This window comes from Phyllobacterium sp. GQ127, assembly GCF_059758635.1.
Window position 1 is genome coordinate 389,649 of record NZ_JCAXDZ010000002.1, and the last position, 16,248, is coordinate 405,896.

Genomic DNA, 16,248 nt, shown 5'->3' on the forward strand with positions numbered 1-16,248 from the left:
CAATAAGGACCATACCCCTGCATATCAGCAGGGGTATCTTTATTCGAAGATGGAAGATTACTCGGCCAGCACCCGTGTTGAAGGGAACGTAATTTCGACCATCGTTCCGCGGCCCGGGCTGGAATCAATATTGAAACTCGCCCGGTTTGCTTCCGCCATCGCTTTGGTGAGCGGCAGACCGAGACCTGTTCCGTCGCTGCGAACATTCCCCGGTGTTGTAATCTGCTTGTAGGGGCGCAGAGCCTGCTCGACCTCCTGCCGGGTCATGCCGATGCCTGTATCGCGTACCCGCAGCAAAACATCGCCGCTGGCTTCATAGCTTGTCGAAACGATGACCTGCCCGCCGGGGCCGGTAAAACGCACGGCATTTGACAATAAATTCAGCGCGATCTGCGTGATGGAGCGGTTGTCCGCCACGATGTCCGGCAAGCGCGAGGTCAGGCTTGACCGGATAATGACGCGCTCGCGATTGGCTTGTGGCTGCATGATCGCGACAGCTTCCGTCAGGGCGTCGTTCAAGGAGACTGCCTCGAAATTCATCTCGACAGCGCCAGCCTCGATCTTGGAAATATCCAGAAGATCATTGACCAGCGAAAGCACGTGATTACCCGAGCGGCTGATATCGTGCAGATAGTCGCGGTAACGCTCGCTGCCGATGGGACCGAATTTTTCATCCGCCATCAATTCGGAAAAACCGATTATGGCGTTCAGCGGCGTGCGGATCTCATGGCTGATGCGAGCCAGAAATTCACTTTTCTGAGTGGACGTGCGTTCAGCCTCGCGCTTGGCGCTTAGCAGTTCTTCTTCCGCGCGTTTCCAGTGGGTTATGTCGCGCAGCACGACACAATATCCTTTGGAAGCGTCCAGCTTGCCGATTGTCATGAACAGCGGAATAAAACGCCCCTGACTTTCGCGGCCAATCACTTCACGCCCATCATTCAGCAGGCTGGCAACACCATTATTGGAAAGGCTGTTGAGATAATCCATCGCCGCTCTTTGGCTTTCGATAGCGAACAGGAGCGAGAATGCTTTGCCGTTGACCTCTTCTGGTTCATAGCCAAACAGCGCGGAAGCAGAGTGATTGATCGAGCGGATGGAACCTGCGGAGTCAAGCAGGATCACACCATCGGTAGCCGTATCGAGAATGGCGTTGAGCTCATCGATCCGTGTCTGCAGCAGCAGTCGTTCGCTTTCGTCGAAATGATTGGCCTTTGTTTGGGGCGACAAAGCCAGAAGCAGGGCGCGTGACCCATCGCCGTTTTCATCATTCCAGCGCACTGCCTGTAAATGTGCTTCAACACGGAGCGTCGAAGCGTCATTGCGGCGCAAATTCATGCCGCCTTCATCCTCGTCTTCGCCTTCAGGGCCGTCGGCGAAAAGGGTGCTTAATCCGCCAGCGACATTGATTTCTTCTGCACTCTCATAAGCTGTCGCATCAAGCATGGCTTTGTTGGCATAAAGAATCTGGCCTTCACGATGGATCAAAACAGCAAGCGGCAAGGCTGCCAGAATCGATGTGTCGACGCCCTGGCGCACCTGCTCGCGAATGTCGCTGGCAAAACTCTTCGACGGCGCGTCAGCGGCAAATCCGGGTCCAACAATCTCGGCTTCAGGCACCTTGGCTTTCGCAGCAACAGGCTTCGTTTTTTCTTCCCGATCAGTAACGGCTTCCTCTGCGTTAACAGAAGCGGGCTCTGCAAGAACCTCCCGGCGCAGCCTCTCGGCAATCTCACGAAATGCATTGCGTTCTGCATCATTCAAGCGGCCATCATTCTGCAAGGGCCGCTGGGTTTTCAGCGCTACAACATTGCTGGGCTCTGATGATGCGGCAAGAGCCGGCGGTTCGCCCCCAAATGAATCGAGCGCGCTGGCAGCTATCGGATCGACCGAAGTTTTCTGCCCGCTCGAGTCCAATGGCGTGTCGATGACGGTCAAGTCCTCAACGACCTCTGCCATTTTGGCTACACCAAAGCCGCGAAAACCCAAAAAGACCCGCTCACGCGAATAGATGGGCAATGCTGCAAGTTCAATTGGCACACGCAGATTGGCGCCCTCGATTGGCCAAAGCACGGCCCGCCCTGACCATGTATCGCGCCGTTCAAGCAGCCCGGCTATTTCACCATCCGCATCAAAACCATATTGGGCGGCCACGTCGCGAAAAGATTTGCCGATAATATCGGCTGAAACCGGCCCGACTGCTGCCGCGAATTCCGGCGAAATCTCGCTGAAATTGGCCTGCGCATCCACTTTCCAGACAAAACGGGCGGATGTGTCACTGGGCCTATATTGAAACGCCTCGGAAACTGGTTCGCTCTCGCTTGATCTTACTGCCGTCTGTTTATCTTCGGCAGTTATGGCAGACGCAATCGGTTCGAATGGCAGACTTGCCTGCGGCACGTCCTTCACTTCGGCCTCTGGAACAGGTGCAGCGGGGATTACATTCTCGGCAGGCGCCACCAGCCCGACATTCTCAGGTTCGATAGCCAGCAATAAATGCAGGGCAGGGCTATCAGTCAGCCGGGCTATGCCTGTCGGCACAATACCCTTTATCGTCGTGACAGCGCGCTTCACCAGCCGATTACGCTCGTGGCGGACTTCGCGCACCAGGTCGCCAAGGCTCTTGTCATTAAAGCCAAGCGCTGAAAATTGTTGCGATGCTGCGATGACAGCGCCTGATCCATCGACCATGGCGGCATGGGTTGTTTCGTCACCAAAGCCTTTTATCGCCAGAGCTGCGATCTGCTCCTCGGAACTCACGCGGTCATTATTGGCGATTGAAAGTACGATGGCCTCTTCGCCTCGCGGCAGAATAATATCGCTGGCCTGAAAGGTTAGAATGCGGCTGGTCAGCCCGAATGCAATGCGAAGCGAGACGCTGCGCCCATGCCCGATGGAAGGAAAGCCGTCCAGCGCCTTCAACTGCCGCTGTGCCTGAACGCCCAGCACCGTGCCAGCAGTCAATATATCATCGACTGTCGCATAGCCGAGCATGGAGGCGCCCTGGCCATTGGCCCAGATGACATTTGCAAGATCGGGTGAAATGACCACAAGCGCATCGCCATTGGCAAAGTGCTCGCGAATTTCATCGAGAACGGCAATGTCGATGAACGGGTATGTTCCAGACGCCATTATTGTTTAGCAGCTCCGTAGCGGACCACCGCATCCATGCGACGTCCTTAATACTTTATTAATAATAGCCACAACGGCGCGCGTCCACTGGCTGCCTCTTATCTGCCAGCTCTTTCTCTTGGTTTAGTTAACTTCGATCAGCGCCTTTTAATGGTCCCCAGAATAATTTCCTTGGAAAATCAACGGGAAATGGTGCGCTGCAAGAAAAATGTTGCAATGCACAATAAATGTATTATATTCGGCCTATCAAATCACTTGCAGAGACAAACATCTGCACCAAGGAAGGGCTTTATTATGAGCAAGACTGCTAAACAGACTGCCGACGCATTTGCAATGCCTGCCTTCGATGCTACCGCTGTAACCGATCAGGTTCGCGAGTTCACTGAAAAGGGTGTTGCCCAGTCCAAGGAAGCCTATGCCAAGATCAAGGATCAGGCTGAAGCTGCACAGAAGACTCTTGAAACAACTTTCGAAACTGCCCAGTCTAATGGCACTGCTCTTTCGTTGAAGGCGCTTGCTGCCCTGCGCACCAACACAGAAGCTGGCTTTGCACATATCGAAGCTCTGTTCGGCGTAAAGTCGTTCGGCGAAGTTATCGAACTGCAGACTGCATTTGTTCGCAAGCAGGCTGAAGCAATCTCCGGCCAGGCCAAAGAGCTTCAGGCCGTTGCTTCCAAGGCAGTTGAAGAAATCTCCGCACCGGTCAAGTCGGCTGTAGAGAAGGCAATCAAGGACGTAAAGGTAGCCTGATAAGGCACCTGCGGATCGCAATTTTGCCTGCAAAGGCGTTAGACGATCCAGATATTCTCCAGCGGCATTCCTCCTCCCAGCTGCCGGAGACGCGAGAACCGGCATCTCCTCCCAGCCATTCTCGCATTTATGGAAAAGGCCGGGTCCTCCCCCCGGCCTTTTTTCTTTTCTGGAGGTAGCTTGGCGTTTTTTTGGGAATGTCCCTGCCTTTTGTTGCATCAAGCGCTTGCAAAAAGCATCAATTCTCCGTATGTGACGCCAAGTCAAAAACTTGACGGTGTGCGGTCGTAGCTCAGTTGGTTAGAGCGCAGGATTGTGGCTCCTGAGGTCGGTGGTTCGAATCCACCCGTCCGTACCATTTTTCCCACATTATCAAAGATCATTCCTGCCGGTCAGCCCCGTGCGCTTTGCTATGAAGCGGGCGATGGCTGGGCCCGTTACAAGCACGATGAGAAAACGCGCTGTTTGCATGGCCATGACGAATGGCAAATCCACATCGCTTGAGGCGGCAATAATAGCGATGGAATCGGCACCGCCCGGGCTGGTGGCAAGATAGGCTGTTAGCGGGTCAATATCGGCGAAATAAACCAGCAAGGCTGCAATGCCGCCGCATATGGTGATGAGTGTAAGGATGGATGCAACCACGCGGGGCAGGGCGCGCGCTGCATGAACGAGGATCGGCCGCGTAAAGCGTGAGCCGATGTTCCAGCCGATCAGCGCATAGCTGGCTGCAAGCATCCAGGGCGGCAGTACGATGGTCATCAGGCCGGTATTGTGAAGAATAATGCCGAGAATCATCGGCACCAGCATTGGTCCAGCCGGGATACGCAACCTGACCGCGAGCCAACTTCCTCCTATGATCAGAATCAAGGTCTGGCCAAAGCCTAACCAGTCGAGTGGTGGGAACCAGATGAATTCAGGTGCTGCGGCGGCCGGACCTGTTATCCAGATGCGGGAAACGAGCGAGGCGACCACTGCTACAAAAACAACGCGCAGATATTGCATGAAGGCGACGAGGCGGATATCCGCGCCATAGGCTTCGGCCATCAGGGTCATCGCGGCGGCTGCACCCGGCGACGAACCCCAGACTGCCGTCGTACCTGGCAGTACCTGCCAACGTGCGAGAAACCAGCCGAGCGTGTTGCTGGCAAAAATTACAGATGCAATGACCATCAGGAAAATCGGCCAGTCATGCACCATTTCTTTCAGCGTCGAGGGTTCGATACTATGGGCAATAAGACAACCGATTACACCTTGAGATAGGATGAAAGGACGTACCGGAACACGAATGGCGCCTTCAGCCGCCGCAATCGCAATCGCCGCTGCCATGGGACCAAGAAGCAGCGCTGCGGGGAGGCGCATGGCCTGAAAAATTACAAAAAAGAGCAAGGATAGGGCAAGCAGAGCCAGCCATTGCAACCCTGGCGAGCGGCTGCTCAAATTCATGCGCATTGTCTGTGAGTCCTAGCCTGTTTTGAAATTGCAGAATAATACTCTGAGTGCCGCCGTCCAGCCCTGAAGAGTTTCGCATTAGACGAATTGACACTTTAGCAATGGTCGATGAGATGCTATATTTGTTCTTGGAGTGGGGCGAACTTTCGTCTGCCCCTTTCCTCATTTCGTAAAGTGAACCCGGATCGTGAGTGACCAGCTCGTCCGGGTTCTTTTTACGATGAGGGTAATGCTAAGCGGTTTTGGCCACATAGCTTACCTCCAAGTTTGAGAGCAAGGCTGATGCCGCAGTCAAGGAAGCCCATCTTCCTTGATGCACTGGCTGGCTCAATGCTGCTGCTTCTGCGCTCAAAATCGAATAAGCGTCTGACCCATCGCCTGAATTCACACATGCTGCAACGAATGCAGGGTTGCAATCATCTATGCTGGCTGGGTTGAGCAGTTGCGCGGGCGGCAATCGATACTGTTTGCGGGCTTTCCTGTTTCGTGCCAATGAAACACCATGCGCATATTGCTGGTAGAAGACACGCACGATGTGGGAGAAGCGATCGTCAAGCGCTTTGAAGCGACTGGCCATGCCGTCGATTGGGAAACCAACGGGCGCAATGCGGCGGAAATAATTGATTTTACCGAATACGCGCTCATCATTCTTGACGTCATGCTGCCGGGCATGGACGGTTTTGAAATTCTCAAATCAATCCGCAAGTCGGGAAATGCCGTTCCCGTGCTGATCCTCACGGCCAGATCGGAAATTGACGACCGCGTGAGCGCACTTGATCTTGGCGCGGACGACTATCTGGTCAAGCCATTCGACTTCCGCGAATTGGAGGCCCGTGCCCGCGTTTTAATGCGTCGCCATGGTGGCGGGGAAGCGACCAACCTTATCAAATGCGGCGATATTGCCGTGGATCGCGCCACGCGTTCTGTCCATGTGGGCAAGCGTGAAATACAGTTGAAGCGGCGCGAGCTGACTTTGCTGGAGGTATTGGTCGCCAGGCCGGGCCGCGTTTTCAGCAAGGATGAATTGCTCGACCAGATTTTCGGATTCGATGAGGCGGCCAATGCCAATGCTATCGAACTCTATATTGGCCGTTTGCGCAAAAAACTTGATGGAGCCAAAGCCCGCATCGTCACTGTTCGCGGCTTGGGTTATCAATTGGTGTCCGGCGATGCTGCCTGAAATGCGCGCAACCCAACCTTCGCTGTTCGCGCGCCTTGCAAGGCGCATTTCGCTGGTTCTTGGTGTTGGGGCAGCTCTGCTGGTCAGCGCCGCCTGGTATTATGCCGACACCGCCGCGGACAAGGCCTATGACCGTCTGCTTGTGGGCGCTGCGCTGCAAATGGCGGAAAGCCTGGCAGTTGAAGATGGAAAGCTCAGTGTTCGCCTTCCGGCCTCGGCTTTCGAGCTCCTCGGTCTTGCCGATCGTGACCGGATTTTCTACCGCGTCATCGATACCAATGGCGAAACGCTTACCGGCTATGACGACCTTGAGAGTCCGCGCGCTCCGGAAAGCAATGATGATGCAATGCGTGTCGAAGAGGGCACTTATAAGGGAGAGGATGTTCGCATTACCCGCGCCACCCGCGTTCTCGCTGATCCAGCCGTTACGGGCCGCGCCTATGTCATCGTCGCACAGACCAATGAAGCGCGATCGGCATTGACCCGCGAACTCACTTTGCGCGCGACTATATTGGTGATCGTCATGAGCCTTCTGGCATTTGTCGGGGCCATGCTTGCCATTCGTTATGCGCTCAAGCCTGTCGAACATTTGGGGACGGAAGTCCGCGGCCGCGATCCGCATGATTTGACACCAGTTTCTGTCGATGTGCCGCGCGAACTTGATCCATTTGTCGGTTCAATCAATCATTTCATGGGTCGTCTTGGTGAGCGGGTCGACCTGCTGCAGCGCTTCATCGCCGATGCCGCTCATCAGATACGCACCCCGCTTACCGCACTTAATGCCCAGATTGATCTGCTTGGTTCAGGGAAAATGAGTAAAGCAGACCGCCAGCATTTTGATCGTGTCAAGGAACGCACGGACGAGTTATCCCGCTTGACCAATCAATTGCTCAGCCATGCCATGGTTGTTCATCGCGCCGATTCTGTGCAACTGGAACCGATCAGTCTCGTTGATGTGGCTCGGCGCGCTTGGCGTGCGGCTGTGCCCATTACTGTTGATCCGGATATTGTCGTTTCCTTCGAGGCGCCGGAGAACCGCCCCTTTGTCCTGGGCGATGCGGTCAGCCTTCGCGAGGCGATTGTCAACGTCATTGATAATGCGCTGCGTCATGGCACTCGTAATCGTCTGGAAGTGCGGGTCAATGCGGACCAAACGCACGCCTTTGTCGAGGTCGAAGATGATGGGCCAGGCATCCCACCGGAAGGGTGGGAAAAGGCGATGCAGCGTTTCTCGACCTCGAAATCGCACGAAGGCGGCTCCGGACTCGGCTTCGCGATCGCACAGGAAGTTGCCAAGGCCCATGGCGGAAGCCTGAGTTTCCGTCCACGCAATGAACGCGGTTTCGTTGTGGTTTTAACACTGCCGCTCCACCAGAAAGAGCAAACCGCAGATTAGTCCTCACCATTGCTTATAAAAAAGACAGGCCCTGAAGAGCCTGCAAGTTGCCGCAGCGGGGACCAGGTTGCGGGGGAGCTGTGATGGGATCATACAGCCACCTTCAAATCTGCCATTGGCTCCAACTTTGTGCGTGGTTCGACGGGCTCACCATGAGGAAGGTTGAGGACTGCAAAAACCGTCTTCAATGCGGAATTAAAGTTCTCGCCAAACTTATGAGCGAGATTGGGATTGTACTACGCGCTAACAGTACGAGTTCCTTGCCAATCTCCACTTTCCTCATGGTGAGCCCCGTCGAACCACGCATAACGCCCTTACCATCCTGAGCTTGTCTTGCGCTTTAGAACAGCAACCTCGTATATGTCTATATTGGCAACTTGGCTGGGAGCCGGAAGATGATCAAACGCCTATGTGTTGCGCTAGCCGCAGCATTCATTGCGGCGCCCGCCTTTGCCGCAGATAACACAATCCGCTTTCCTGCCTTGCAGACAGAAACCGGTCGCTTGACCATTTATTCGGCCACAGACCTTGTTGTCATGAAGCCGTTGATTGATGACTTTCAAACCATTTGGCCGGACGTAACTGTCGACGTTATCGATTACCTGACCAATGAACTCAGCGTGCGTGCTGCCGAGGCCTGCCGCAAACAGCAACCGCTCGGCGATCTTCTGCTGTCATCATCCGTGGATCAACTTGTGAAACTGGCCAATGATGGCTGTGCAACGGCCCATACCTCACCCGAAACCGCTCGCGTTGCCGACTGGGCAAATTGGAGGGATGAGGTTTTTGGGTTCACTTACGAACCGGCCGTCTTTGTATATAATAATGTCAAGGTGCCGCCGGGCGACGTGCCGCGCACCCATGTCGAGCTTGCAGATCTGCTGCGCGAGAAACTCGATACCTATCGTGGACGTGTCGGAACCTATGATATCCGCCTGTCCGGCATTGGATATTTGTTGGCATTTAATGATGCCCGTCAGACAACAGCCGTGTTTGGCCGGTTGCTGGAAGGCATGGCGCGCGCCTCTGCCGTGGCTCGTTGCTGCACGGGCGAAATTCTTGAGGAAGTTGCCAAGGGCAATCTCTATATCGGCTATAATATGCTCGGTTCCTATGCCTATGAGGCGGCACGCCGCTATCCGCAATTAAAAGTTGTCGTTCCTCGTGATTACACTTTGGTGTTGAGTCGTGGTGCCCTGATTCCGAAAGGCGCGAAACGTGCCGATCTTGCCGCAAGATTTCTGGATTATCTCCTCTCGCAGCAGGGGCAATCGGTTGCAAAAAACAATGCGTTTTACTTTACCGAAACCGGCAGCCTGCCGCCCGGTGTTGATGGCCCGCAAAACTTGAAGGAGTCGGGTATTGCGCAGCCGATCCGCATTGGACCTGCCTTGCTGGCGGTGCAGGACAGAGCGCAACGTCAGCGTTTCATTGATGATTGGTCGCAATCACTGATTGAACTGAACAGCCCGTCATGGAATCGGGAATAGATAAAACGGTTTTGGAAAATCAATGTTTGCTTTTAGCTAACTGTAAGCCCTGTCTCAGACAGGTTTTGCGCCAAACAACTACATTTCAGACAAAGTTCGAAGCTTTTTGCCGAAGAATGGCTGATTTTTGCTGAAAAATTTCCATCATGGCGAGTAAAATAGTTGTGGCGACGCGAGTAGAGCTAGAAAAGTGATCCCTGCGAACCGCCCGGAACAGGTGTTTTCTTGATGGCTGCGGGCTTCTCGATTTTTGGCTGTGCGGGCTTTGCATCGCCGTCTTTTGCCAATGCCTGAATGTCTCCATCCTGAAACCGGAGCGTCAAATCATCGCCAGCAGCGATACCCGAGGCGCGCTTGATCGGCGTTCCGGAAGGATCGAGAACGATGGCAAAACCACGCTCCAAAATGCTCGTGTGAGACAAGCCGTTCAGCAGCCGCCATTGTTCGTCCCTGCGGCGTTTGGCGCGGTCAAGCAGAAGCTTTACAGCTTGGATCTGGCGTCGGTCGAGCTGCTGCAAATGTTGCCTGCCGCGCTCGGCCAGACGTGACGTCTGTTCTATGGAAAGCCTGACTGAGCGGCGCGCGAAATTGGCACGCCTGTCCCGCACAAGAATCTCGACGGCACGCGGCAGGCGAGCGGATAAAGCACTGATTTCACGACGCTTTTCACGAAATTTCTGTTCGAGAAGGCGCGGGGACAATTGGCGTGCAGCCCCATCAAACTCACCGCGTTTTTTCTGCGTATTGGCTTGCAAGGCACGGCCCAGCCTCGCCGCGGTTTCGTCAAAACGACGTCTTGGCAATGCCAGTAACTGGTCTGCCGAGGGCAGGGCTCTCGCCAAGGCTCTTTGAGCCTGCCGCCGCTGGTCGAGATAGCGCGACATGCCTGAGGAAAGCCTTGCGCCAAGCGTTGCAAGATGGGCAACCAGGTCGGCTTTTACAGGCACTGCCATCTCTGCGGCCCCAGTGGGTGTCGGGGCGCGAACATCGGCGGCCAGGTCAATCAATGTCCAATCGGTCTCATGACCAACAGCGGAAATGACAGGTATATGCGAGGCAGCGACGGCTCTCACCACCACCTCATCATTGAAGCCCCAAAGGTCTTCAAGGCTTCCTCCTCCGCGCGCCACGATCAGGACGTCCGGCTGCGGGAAAATAGCGCTATTGGCTAAGCTATTGAAACCATTGACAGCATTGGCAACCTCATTGCCGGAAGTCTCACCTTGTACGCGCACCGGCCAGACCAGAACGTGCAGCGGAAAGCGGTCTGTTATGCGGTGAATAATATCGCGAATGACTGCACCTGTAGGTGACGTCACGACGCCGATAATCCGTGGCATATAAGGCAAAAGTTGCTTGGCGGAACTGTCGAAAAGTCCTTCTGCACCAAGCTTGCGTTTCCGCTCTTCAAGAAGCGCCATCAGAGCCCCGGCACCGGCTGGCTCCATTTGTTCGATGACAATCTGATATTTTGAAGAACCGGGGTAAGTGGTCAATTTGCCGGTAGCGATCACTTCCATGCCTTCTTCAGGCTGAAAGCGCATACGGCTCATGGAGCCGCGCCAAACAACAGCTTCAATACGCGCCTTGTCATCCTTCAGGGAAAAATAGGCATGCCCCGAAGAATGCGGTCCCCGATAACCGGAAATCTCACCCCGAACCCGAACATGGCCGAATGTATCCTCGACGGTACGCTTCAACGCCCCCGAAATTTCAGACACGGTATATTCGGCAACATTGGATGTGGTTTCGAGTTTTTCAGTCATATTCCATTCCTATCGGGACGATGGCGGAAATCAGCCTTCCATAATCTCTGATTGCATTCTCAGCGGCAGACGAATAACGCCTATGGGAGAATGTATAGGGGAAAGAGGGAACACCATATGCCTGCAGTTGCATATATACAGAAAAAAAGCCCGAATTTGCGTTACTATTTGCTGTTAGGTGCGCTTATGATCGCTGTTGCGGCGGTGATTTTGCTGCTCATGGGCCGCAACCCCATCTGTACTTGCGGGACGGTAAAATTATGGGTGAGTGACACAAACTCTTCGGACAATTCGCAGCATATCGCCGATTGGTATACGCTTTCCCATATCATTCACGGCTTTTTGTTTTACGGGATTCTCTGGCTTGCAGCCCGCAAAAGGCCAGTCGGGCAGCGTCTTCTCGGAGCCATTTTCATAGAGGCAGCCTGGGAAATATTTGAAAATACCGAGATGGTCATAAGCCGCTATCGCGAAGCGACCATTGCGCTTGGCTATGTTGGTGACAGCGTGCTGAACTCCGTCAGCGATATTCTGTTTATGGTGCTCGGCTTTTTCTTTGCCGCGCGTGCGCCAATCTGGCTGACAATCGTTCTGGCAATCATATTTGAGTTGCTGGCTGGGTGGGTTATCCGCGACAACCTCACCCTTAATATTGTCATGTTGCTCTATCCGCTTGATGCAATCAAAGCCTGGCAGGGCGGATTATAATTACCAACCCGGGACAAGTTCGGTCGAGCGGACTTGTCTCATGCGCTGATTGACCGGCACTGGAACTGCCGCTTGTGTCATGCTGACCGGCGTTGGCATGGACAGATTATCAAGACTTTCAACAATGTGCTGCACCAACGCATCAACAATGGCGGAAGGCTTTGTGTGACCGCGCATGATGCCGATTCCAAACTCTGGAAGACGGCCAAATCCATCGGCCTCCGTTAGAACCCGCATACCCGGTCGCAACGCACATTCCGGTAGAATTGACACGGCAAGCCCGGCGAGAACAGCCGCGGCAAGAACTGTGGCAGACCAGCTGGTAAAGAGAATGCGATAGTCGTGATGCATCGAGTCGAGCACATCGACAGCTGCTGCGCGCCATATGCAGGTGGGTCGACCCACTGCCAGCGGCAGAACCACCTCCTCATGCACATTATGATTTGCGGACGTCACCCATAGGAGCTGTTCGCTACGCACGACCTCAGAGCGGCGCTGTTCGTCGCATTGAGTAACCAGCGCAATATCCAACTGGCCCTTGCGGATCATCTCATCAAGATTGACCGTTGGCTCACAGACAACGGATAGTTCAACACGCGGATTCGAGCGCGAGAAACGCGCCATGATTTCGGGCAGAAAACGATCTGCATAGTCGTCTGGAGTGCCGATGCGGATATGACCCTGCAACTGCGTATCATCAAAAGCTGCAATGGTTTCATTGTTTAGCTGCAGCATGCGCCGTGCATATGCAAGAAGCCGCTCGCCATCCTCGGTCAGACGGTTCGTGCGGCCATCGCGTTCGAAAAGCGCCTTCGAAACACGTTCTTCCAAGCGCCTCATCTGCATCGATACAGCCGATTGAGTCTTGTTGACCTTATCGGCTGCCTTGGTGAAGCTTCCCAAGTCGGCTATGGCTGTGAATGTCTGCAACTGGTCGAGATCAAGCGGTGCGCTCATGACAGGTTCCCAAGGCTGTTGACTCATCATTATTATTGAACGTTTACATTAAAAACATTCGTTTGAATAATCAATCCTTCTGTATCATTCTAAGGATGTTCAGGAAACGCTGGTGTCTAACGGACATTGAGCGTGCTGCGCGGAAAATGGTTTTCGCGTGATTTAACTTCTGATCGCTGCCGTTCAAAGGAGTACGGGCGATGACAACAACAACGAGAATGACTGAAGTAACTGGTTTCACCGGCACGATCGCATCGCTTGCGTCGCTGGCTGTCAGCTTTGTCAACCGAATGATTGTTGCCCGCCGGAACCGTAAAACGATTTTGAGTCTTGGCGAATGGAACGATTCAATGCTGCATGACATTGGTGTCACGCGTGCGGATCTCCATTCCGCCATTGGAACATCGCTGCTGGATGATCCGAGCCAAAGGCTGGGAGCGCTTGCAGACGTGCGCTCACGCGTTCGTAGTGCAACAAGATAGTATGATTTGACTGTTTAGCAGGCGCCCATTCACGCCGGAATCCCCTCCCGGCGCTCCGCCTGCCTCCTGCCCGGCCCATTTTGCATATGCAATTTGGCCGGGCTTTTTCTTATCGCGCCTGACCTATTTGTGGCGGTCCATTCCCCGCATATATTGGTCGAAAATGGATTCCATGCCCTTCTGATATTGCTCGTTGGTCTTACGGCCCGTATCGAACATCTGGCCTAGAATATCTTTCAAAGGATTATCGGAAGGAGGCGCAGACGCAGTTTCCGGCTCTGGCGCGGGTTCTGGCTGCGGAGCCGATCGCTTTTGCGTCGCGCCACCAAGCATTTCTTCAAAGATTTTGCCGAAAGGATTATCGCCAAAGGGATTTTGGCCTGCGCCCGGCTGCTGTTGGTTTTGCTGTGGGGTTTTTGGAGCTGCACTGCCAGGAATTCCCCCACGCATCATTTCCTCAAAGATCTTTCCGAGCGGGTTATTACCGGTGGTACCACCTTGCCCTTGTGGTTGCTGCGTTGCGCCACCGAGCATTCCTTCGAGAATCTGCCCCCAAGGATTGGCGCTGGGTGCATTTTGTTGCTTACTGGCAGTCTGGCCTCCGCCCCCTTGCCGCATCATCTGCTCGATCAGATCGCCGATTACATTTCCGCCGCCAAGACCGGAGGCGGCAAATTGGCCCGTAGACTTCTTATAGAGCCCGCCCATCAGCATGGAAGCGATAACGGGAAGCATCTCCTTTAGCGTGGTAGTCGCTAGGCCGGTCGTGGCAGCGGCATGGTCAGCTACAGCCCGTGACAAATCCTTGGAGCCAAACAAATGGCCCAGAATATTATTGCCGTCAGCTATACCAGACGAATTGAATGCCGCAGAAGGATCATCAAAATAATTGGCGTGCTGACCCGATGAAAGTGCCTGCACGAAAGCGCCCATGCCCATGGGATCGGCAGTGTTGCGCTGCAGCCCTTGCGAAAATGCGGGCATCAACGCTTCGATAGCGGCAAGCGTTTGCTGTTGGGAAAGATTGAATTGCCGGGAAAGCGCTTCAATATTTTTCCCCCCATCACCCTTTAGAAACATGTCCACGAGATTCATAACGCTGTCCTCCCTCACACTTGGTGTTGAGGAAGACTACCGCCGTAATAATGCGAACATCAACTGATTTGTGAGTCTAGAAAAAGCGCTTCAGATTTTCCCTGATGCGTTGCAATGGATCTGTTGCAGCATCACCGGCTTCAAATTTACGGTCAGTGATTTTCTCATAGGCCTGAATATAGACCTTGGTTGTCGCATCAATGACGTCTTCAGGAATTTCCGGAATATCATCCTTGTATGGATCGCAACGCTCAACGACCCAATTTCGCACGAAATCCTTGTCAAAACTGACAGGGCGCTTGCCTGCTTCGTAGCTATCGGCAAACCAGTAACGGCTGGAATCGGGCGTATGAATTTCATCGGCAAGAACGATATTTCCTGCTTCATCCGTACCGAATTCATATTTGGTGTCGGCAAGGATCAGGCCCCGGCTTGTCGCAATTTCCTGGCCGCGTGCAAAGAGCTTCAAAGCGTAGGATGAGATTGTCTCCCATTGTTCTTTGGTCAGCAGCTTTTGCTCGATTATATCTTCAGCAGTCAAAGGCTCGTCGTGACCGCCATCAAACGCTTTGGAAGTTGGTGTGATGATTGGCTCCGGCAGCTTTTCATTGTCCAGCATCCCGTCCGGAAGGGTGAAGCCGTACATTTCACGTCGGCCGGACTTGTATAGCGTCAGGATTGACGTGCCCGTTGTTCCGGCGAGATAGCCACGCACAATGATTTCGACCGGCAAGATAGTAAGCTTGCGGCAGAGCAAAACATTTGGGTCGGGATATTCAATAACGTGGTTGGGACAAATATCCTGCGTTTGCTCAAACTGGAAACGCGCCGTTTGCGTCAAAACCTGCCCTTTGAGCGGTATCGAGGCCAATATACGGTCAAACGCACTGATGCGATCCGTAGCGATAATGATGCGCGTGCCATCCGCAAGATCATAATTCTCGCGAACTTTGCCTTTATAGTAATTTGGAAGCTCGGGGATAAAGGCTTCGGACAGCGCTTTGTGTTTTGCCATGGTTCGTCAATCCGCGTGAATGAGATTGCTCCGCATAACACATATAGCGCGCAACGGGAGTCCTAATTGTCGATATGAACGTTTAACGTCCACCCGTCACGTCGAGCAATGCGCCCGTGACATAGGATGATGCATCGCTTAGTAGCCAGACGATCGATTCCCCAACTTCCTCTGCGGTTCCAGCCCTGCCGAGTGGGGCTGTGGCTCCAAGCCGTTGCGCACGGTCGGGTTGCCCTCCACTGGCGTGAAGGTCGGTCTCGATCAATCCCGGACGCACTGCATTGACGCGAATATTTTCAGAGCCAGCCTCTTTTGCAAGACCAAGTGTCAGGCTGTCCATTGCGCCTTTTGATCCGGCATAATCCACATATTCGAAAGGGCCACCGATGCGGGCCGCTGCCGAAGATAAAAGCACTATGGAGCCACCATTGCCGCCGCGCGACGGTGCGAGATAGCGTACAGCCTCGCGGGCACACAAATAGGCTCCAAATACATTCACGTCGAAGACACGCCGCATGCGGTCGCTGTCCATATCCATGAGTTTGGAAGCCGGAGCCACAATACCCGCATTGACCACAACGCCATCAAGTCTGCCGAGCTGCTTGGTCTGCTCGAACATTGAAATGACATCAGCCTCAACGGCTACGTCTCCCTGAATGGCTAATGCCTTGCCGCCAGCTGCGATGACGGCCTCCACCACTTCGTCAGCAGCAGCTTTGTTGCTTGTGTAGTTTACGCCAACGGACCAGCCCTTTTGACCAGCGAGAATTGCGGCTGAACGACCAATACCGCGGCTCCCGCCTGTGATCAGAATTGTCTTTGTCATCG

13 protein-coding genes and 1 tRNA gene are annotated in these 16,248 nt (G+C 54.0%); 7 read left to right on the forward strand and 7 right to left on the reverse strand.

What is annotated here, in order from left to right:
• Positions 1 to 57: 57 nt before the first annotated feature.
• Positions 58 to 3,129 carry a PAS domain S-box protein gene (locus AC6CHM_RS10265; protein ID WP_498173038.1) on the reverse strand — a complete coding sequence of 1,024 codons (3,072 nt, stop codon included), beginning with the start codon at positions 3,127 to 3,129 and terminating at the stop codon, positions 58 to 60.
• Between the two features lie 294 nt (positions 3,130 to 3,423).
• Between AC6CHM_RS10265 and AC6CHM_RS10270 the strand changes: the two genes are divergently transcribed.
• Both AC6CHM_RS10270 and AC6CHM_RS10275 read left to right on the forward strand, forming a co-directional pair.
• Positions 3,424 to 3,879 (forward strand): phasin, encoded by a 456-nt coding sequence (locus tag AC6CHM_RS10270; protein WP_115055277.1) that lies wholly within the window; start codon positions 3,424 to 3,426, stop codon positions 3,877 to 3,879.
• A 281-nt stretch (positions 3,880 to 4,160) separates the two neighbouring features.
• Positions 4,161 to 4,237: transfer RNA gene (locus tag AC6CHM_RS10275), tRNA-His, on the forward strand.
• A 14-nt stretch (positions 4,238 to 4,251) separates the two neighbouring features.
• Here AC6CHM_RS10275 and AC6CHM_RS10280 read toward each other — a convergent pair.
• A complete protein-coding gene (locus AC6CHM_RS10280; protein WP_498173040.1) occupies positions 4,252 to 5,331 on the reverse strand; it encodes an AbrB family transcriptional regulator in 1,080 nt (359 codons plus the stop codon).
• Between the two features lie 502 nt (positions 5,332 to 5,833).
• On the opposite strand from AC6CHM_RS10280, the gene AC6CHM_RS10285 reads away from it, so the two are divergent.
• The 3 genes from AC6CHM_RS10285 (at position 5,834) to AC6CHM_RS10295 (ending at position 9,397) form a co-directional block, all read left to right on the forward strand.
• Positions 5,834 to 6,511 carry a response regulator transcription factor gene (locus AC6CHM_RS10285; RefSeq protein ID WP_115055249.1) on the forward strand — a complete coding sequence of 226 codons (678 nt, stop codon included), beginning with the start codon at positions 5,834 to 5,836 and terminating at the stop codon, positions 6,509 to 6,511.
• Positions 6,501 to 7,907 (forward strand): sensor histidine kinase, encoded by a 1,407-nt coding sequence (locus AC6CHM_RS10290; protein ID WP_307282899.1) that lies wholly within the window; start codon positions 6,501 to 6,503, stop codon positions 7,905 to 7,907. Before AC6CHM_RS10285 ends, AC6CHM_RS10290 begins: the two co-directional genes overlap by 11 nt.
• Positions 7,908 to 8,302: 395 nt before the next feature.
• A complete protein-coding gene (locus AC6CHM_RS10295; protein WP_115055247.1) occupies positions 8,303 to 9,397 on the forward strand; it encodes an extracellular solute-binding protein in 1,095 nt (364 codons plus the stop codon).
• Between the two features lie 182 nt (positions 9,398 to 9,579).
• On the opposite strand, the gene xseA is transcribed toward AC6CHM_RS10295, so the two are convergent.
• On the reverse strand, positions 9,580 to 11,163 hold the full coding sequence (gene xseA / locus AC6CHM_RS10300; protein WP_498173043.1) for an exodeoxyribonuclease VII large subunit: 1,584 nt from the start codon (positions 11,161 to 11,163) through the stop codon (positions 9,580 to 9,582).
• Positions 11,164 to 11,280: 117 nt separating this feature from the next.
• Between xseA and AC6CHM_RS10305 the strand changes: the two genes are divergently transcribed.
• Positions 11,281 to 11,871, forward strand: a complete 591-nt coding sequence (locus tag AC6CHM_RS10305) for a DUF2585 domain-containing protein (RefSeq protein WP_115055245.1) — start codon at positions 11,281 to 11,283, stop codon at positions 11,869 to 11,871.
• On the opposite strand, the gene AC6CHM_RS10310 is transcribed toward AC6CHM_RS10305, so the two are convergent.
• Positions 11,872 to 12,828 (reverse strand): LysR substrate-binding domain-containing protein, encoded by a 957-nt coding sequence (locus AC6CHM_RS10310; RefSeq protein WP_115055244.1) that lies wholly within the window; start codon positions 12,826 to 12,828, stop codon positions 11,872 to 11,874.
• A gap of 200 nt (positions 12,829 to 13,028) precedes the next feature.
• Here AC6CHM_RS10310 and AC6CHM_RS10315 point away from each other — a divergent pair, with 200 nt between their 5' ends.
• Positions 13,029 to 13,310, forward strand: a complete 282-nt coding sequence (locus tag AC6CHM_RS10315; protein ID WP_115055243.1) for a DUF1127 domain-containing protein — start codon at positions 13,029 to 13,031, stop codon at positions 13,308 to 13,310.
• A gap of 123 nt (positions 13,311 to 13,433) precedes the next feature.
• Here the strand turns inward: AC6CHM_RS10315 and AC6CHM_RS10320 are convergent, their stop codons facing one another.
• From AC6CHM_RS10320 to AC6CHM_RS10330, 3 genes are all read right to left on the reverse strand, one after another.
• Entirely contained in the window at positions 13,434 to 14,405 is a 972-nt protein-coding gene (locus AC6CHM_RS10320; RefSeq protein ID WP_498173046.1) for a DUF937 domain-containing protein, read from the reverse strand.
• 76 nt (positions 14,406 to 14,481) lie between these two features.
• Positions 14,482 to 15,420 (reverse strand): phosphoribosylaminoimidazolesuccinocarboxamide synthase, encoded by a 939-nt coding sequence (locus AC6CHM_RS10325; RefSeq protein ID WP_336440572.1) that lies wholly within the window; start codon positions 15,418 to 15,420, stop codon positions 14,482 to 14,484.
• An 82-nt stretch (positions 15,421 to 15,502) separates the two neighbouring features.
• Entirely contained in the window at positions 15,503 to 16,246 is a 744-nt protein-coding gene (locus tag AC6CHM_RS10330; RefSeq protein ID WP_498173049.1) for an SDR family oxidoreductase, read from the reverse strand.
• Positions 16,247 to 16,248 lie beyond the last annotated feature (2 nt).

Excerpts from the sequence above, each read along its gene's own strand:
- AC6CHM_RS10265 (WP_498173038.1), bottom strand. The coding sequence starts at position 3,129 with ATGGCGTCTGGAACATACCCGTTCATCGACATTGCCGTTCTCGATGAA.
- AC6CHM_RS10270 (WP_115055277.1), top strand. The coding sequence starts at position 3,424 with ATGAGCAAGACTGCTAAACAGACTGCCGACGCATTTGCAATGCCTGCC.
- AC6CHM_RS10280 (WP_498173040.1), bottom strand. The coding sequence starts at position 5,331 with ATGCGCATGAATTTGAGCAGCCGCTCGCCAGGGTTGCAATGGCTGGCT.
- AC6CHM_RS10285 (WP_115055249.1), top strand. The coding sequence starts at position 5,834 with ATGCGCATATTGCTGGTAGAAGACACGCACGATGTGGGAGAAGCGATC.
- AC6CHM_RS10290 (WP_307282899.1), top strand. The coding sequence starts at position 6,501 with ATGCTGCCTGAAATGCGCGCAACCCAACCTTCGCTGTTCGCGCGCCTT.
- AC6CHM_RS10295 (WP_115055247.1), top strand. The coding sequence starts at position 8,303 with ATGATCAAACGCCTATGTGTTGCGCTAGCCGCAGCATTCATTGCGGCG.
- xseA (WP_498173043.1), bottom strand. The coding sequence starts at position 11,163 with ATGACTGAAAAACTCGAAACCACATCCAATGTTGCCGAATATACCGTG.
- AC6CHM_RS10305 (WP_115055245.1), top strand. The coding sequence starts at position 11,281 with ATGCCTGCAGTTGCATATATACAGAAAAAAAGCCCGAATTTGCGTTAC.
- AC6CHM_RS10310 (WP_115055244.1), bottom strand. The coding sequence starts at position 12,828 with ATGAGCGCACCGCTTGATCTCGACCAGTTGCAGACATTCACAGCCATA.
- AC6CHM_RS10315 (WP_115055243.1), top strand. The coding sequence starts at position 13,029 with ATGACAACAACAACGAGAATGACTGAAGTAACTGGTTTCACCGGCACG.
- AC6CHM_RS10320 (WP_498173046.1), bottom strand. The coding sequence starts at position 14,405 with ATGAATCTCGTGGACATGTTTCTAAAGGGTGATGGGGGGAAAAATATT.
- AC6CHM_RS10325 (WP_336440572.1), bottom strand. The coding sequence starts at position 15,420 with ATGGCAAAACACAAAGCGCTGTCCGAAGCCTTTATCCCCGAGCTTCCA.
- AC6CHM_RS10330 (WP_498173049.1), bottom strand. The coding sequence starts at position 16,246 with ATGACAAAGACAATTCTGATCACAGGCGGGAGCCGCGGTATTGGTCGT.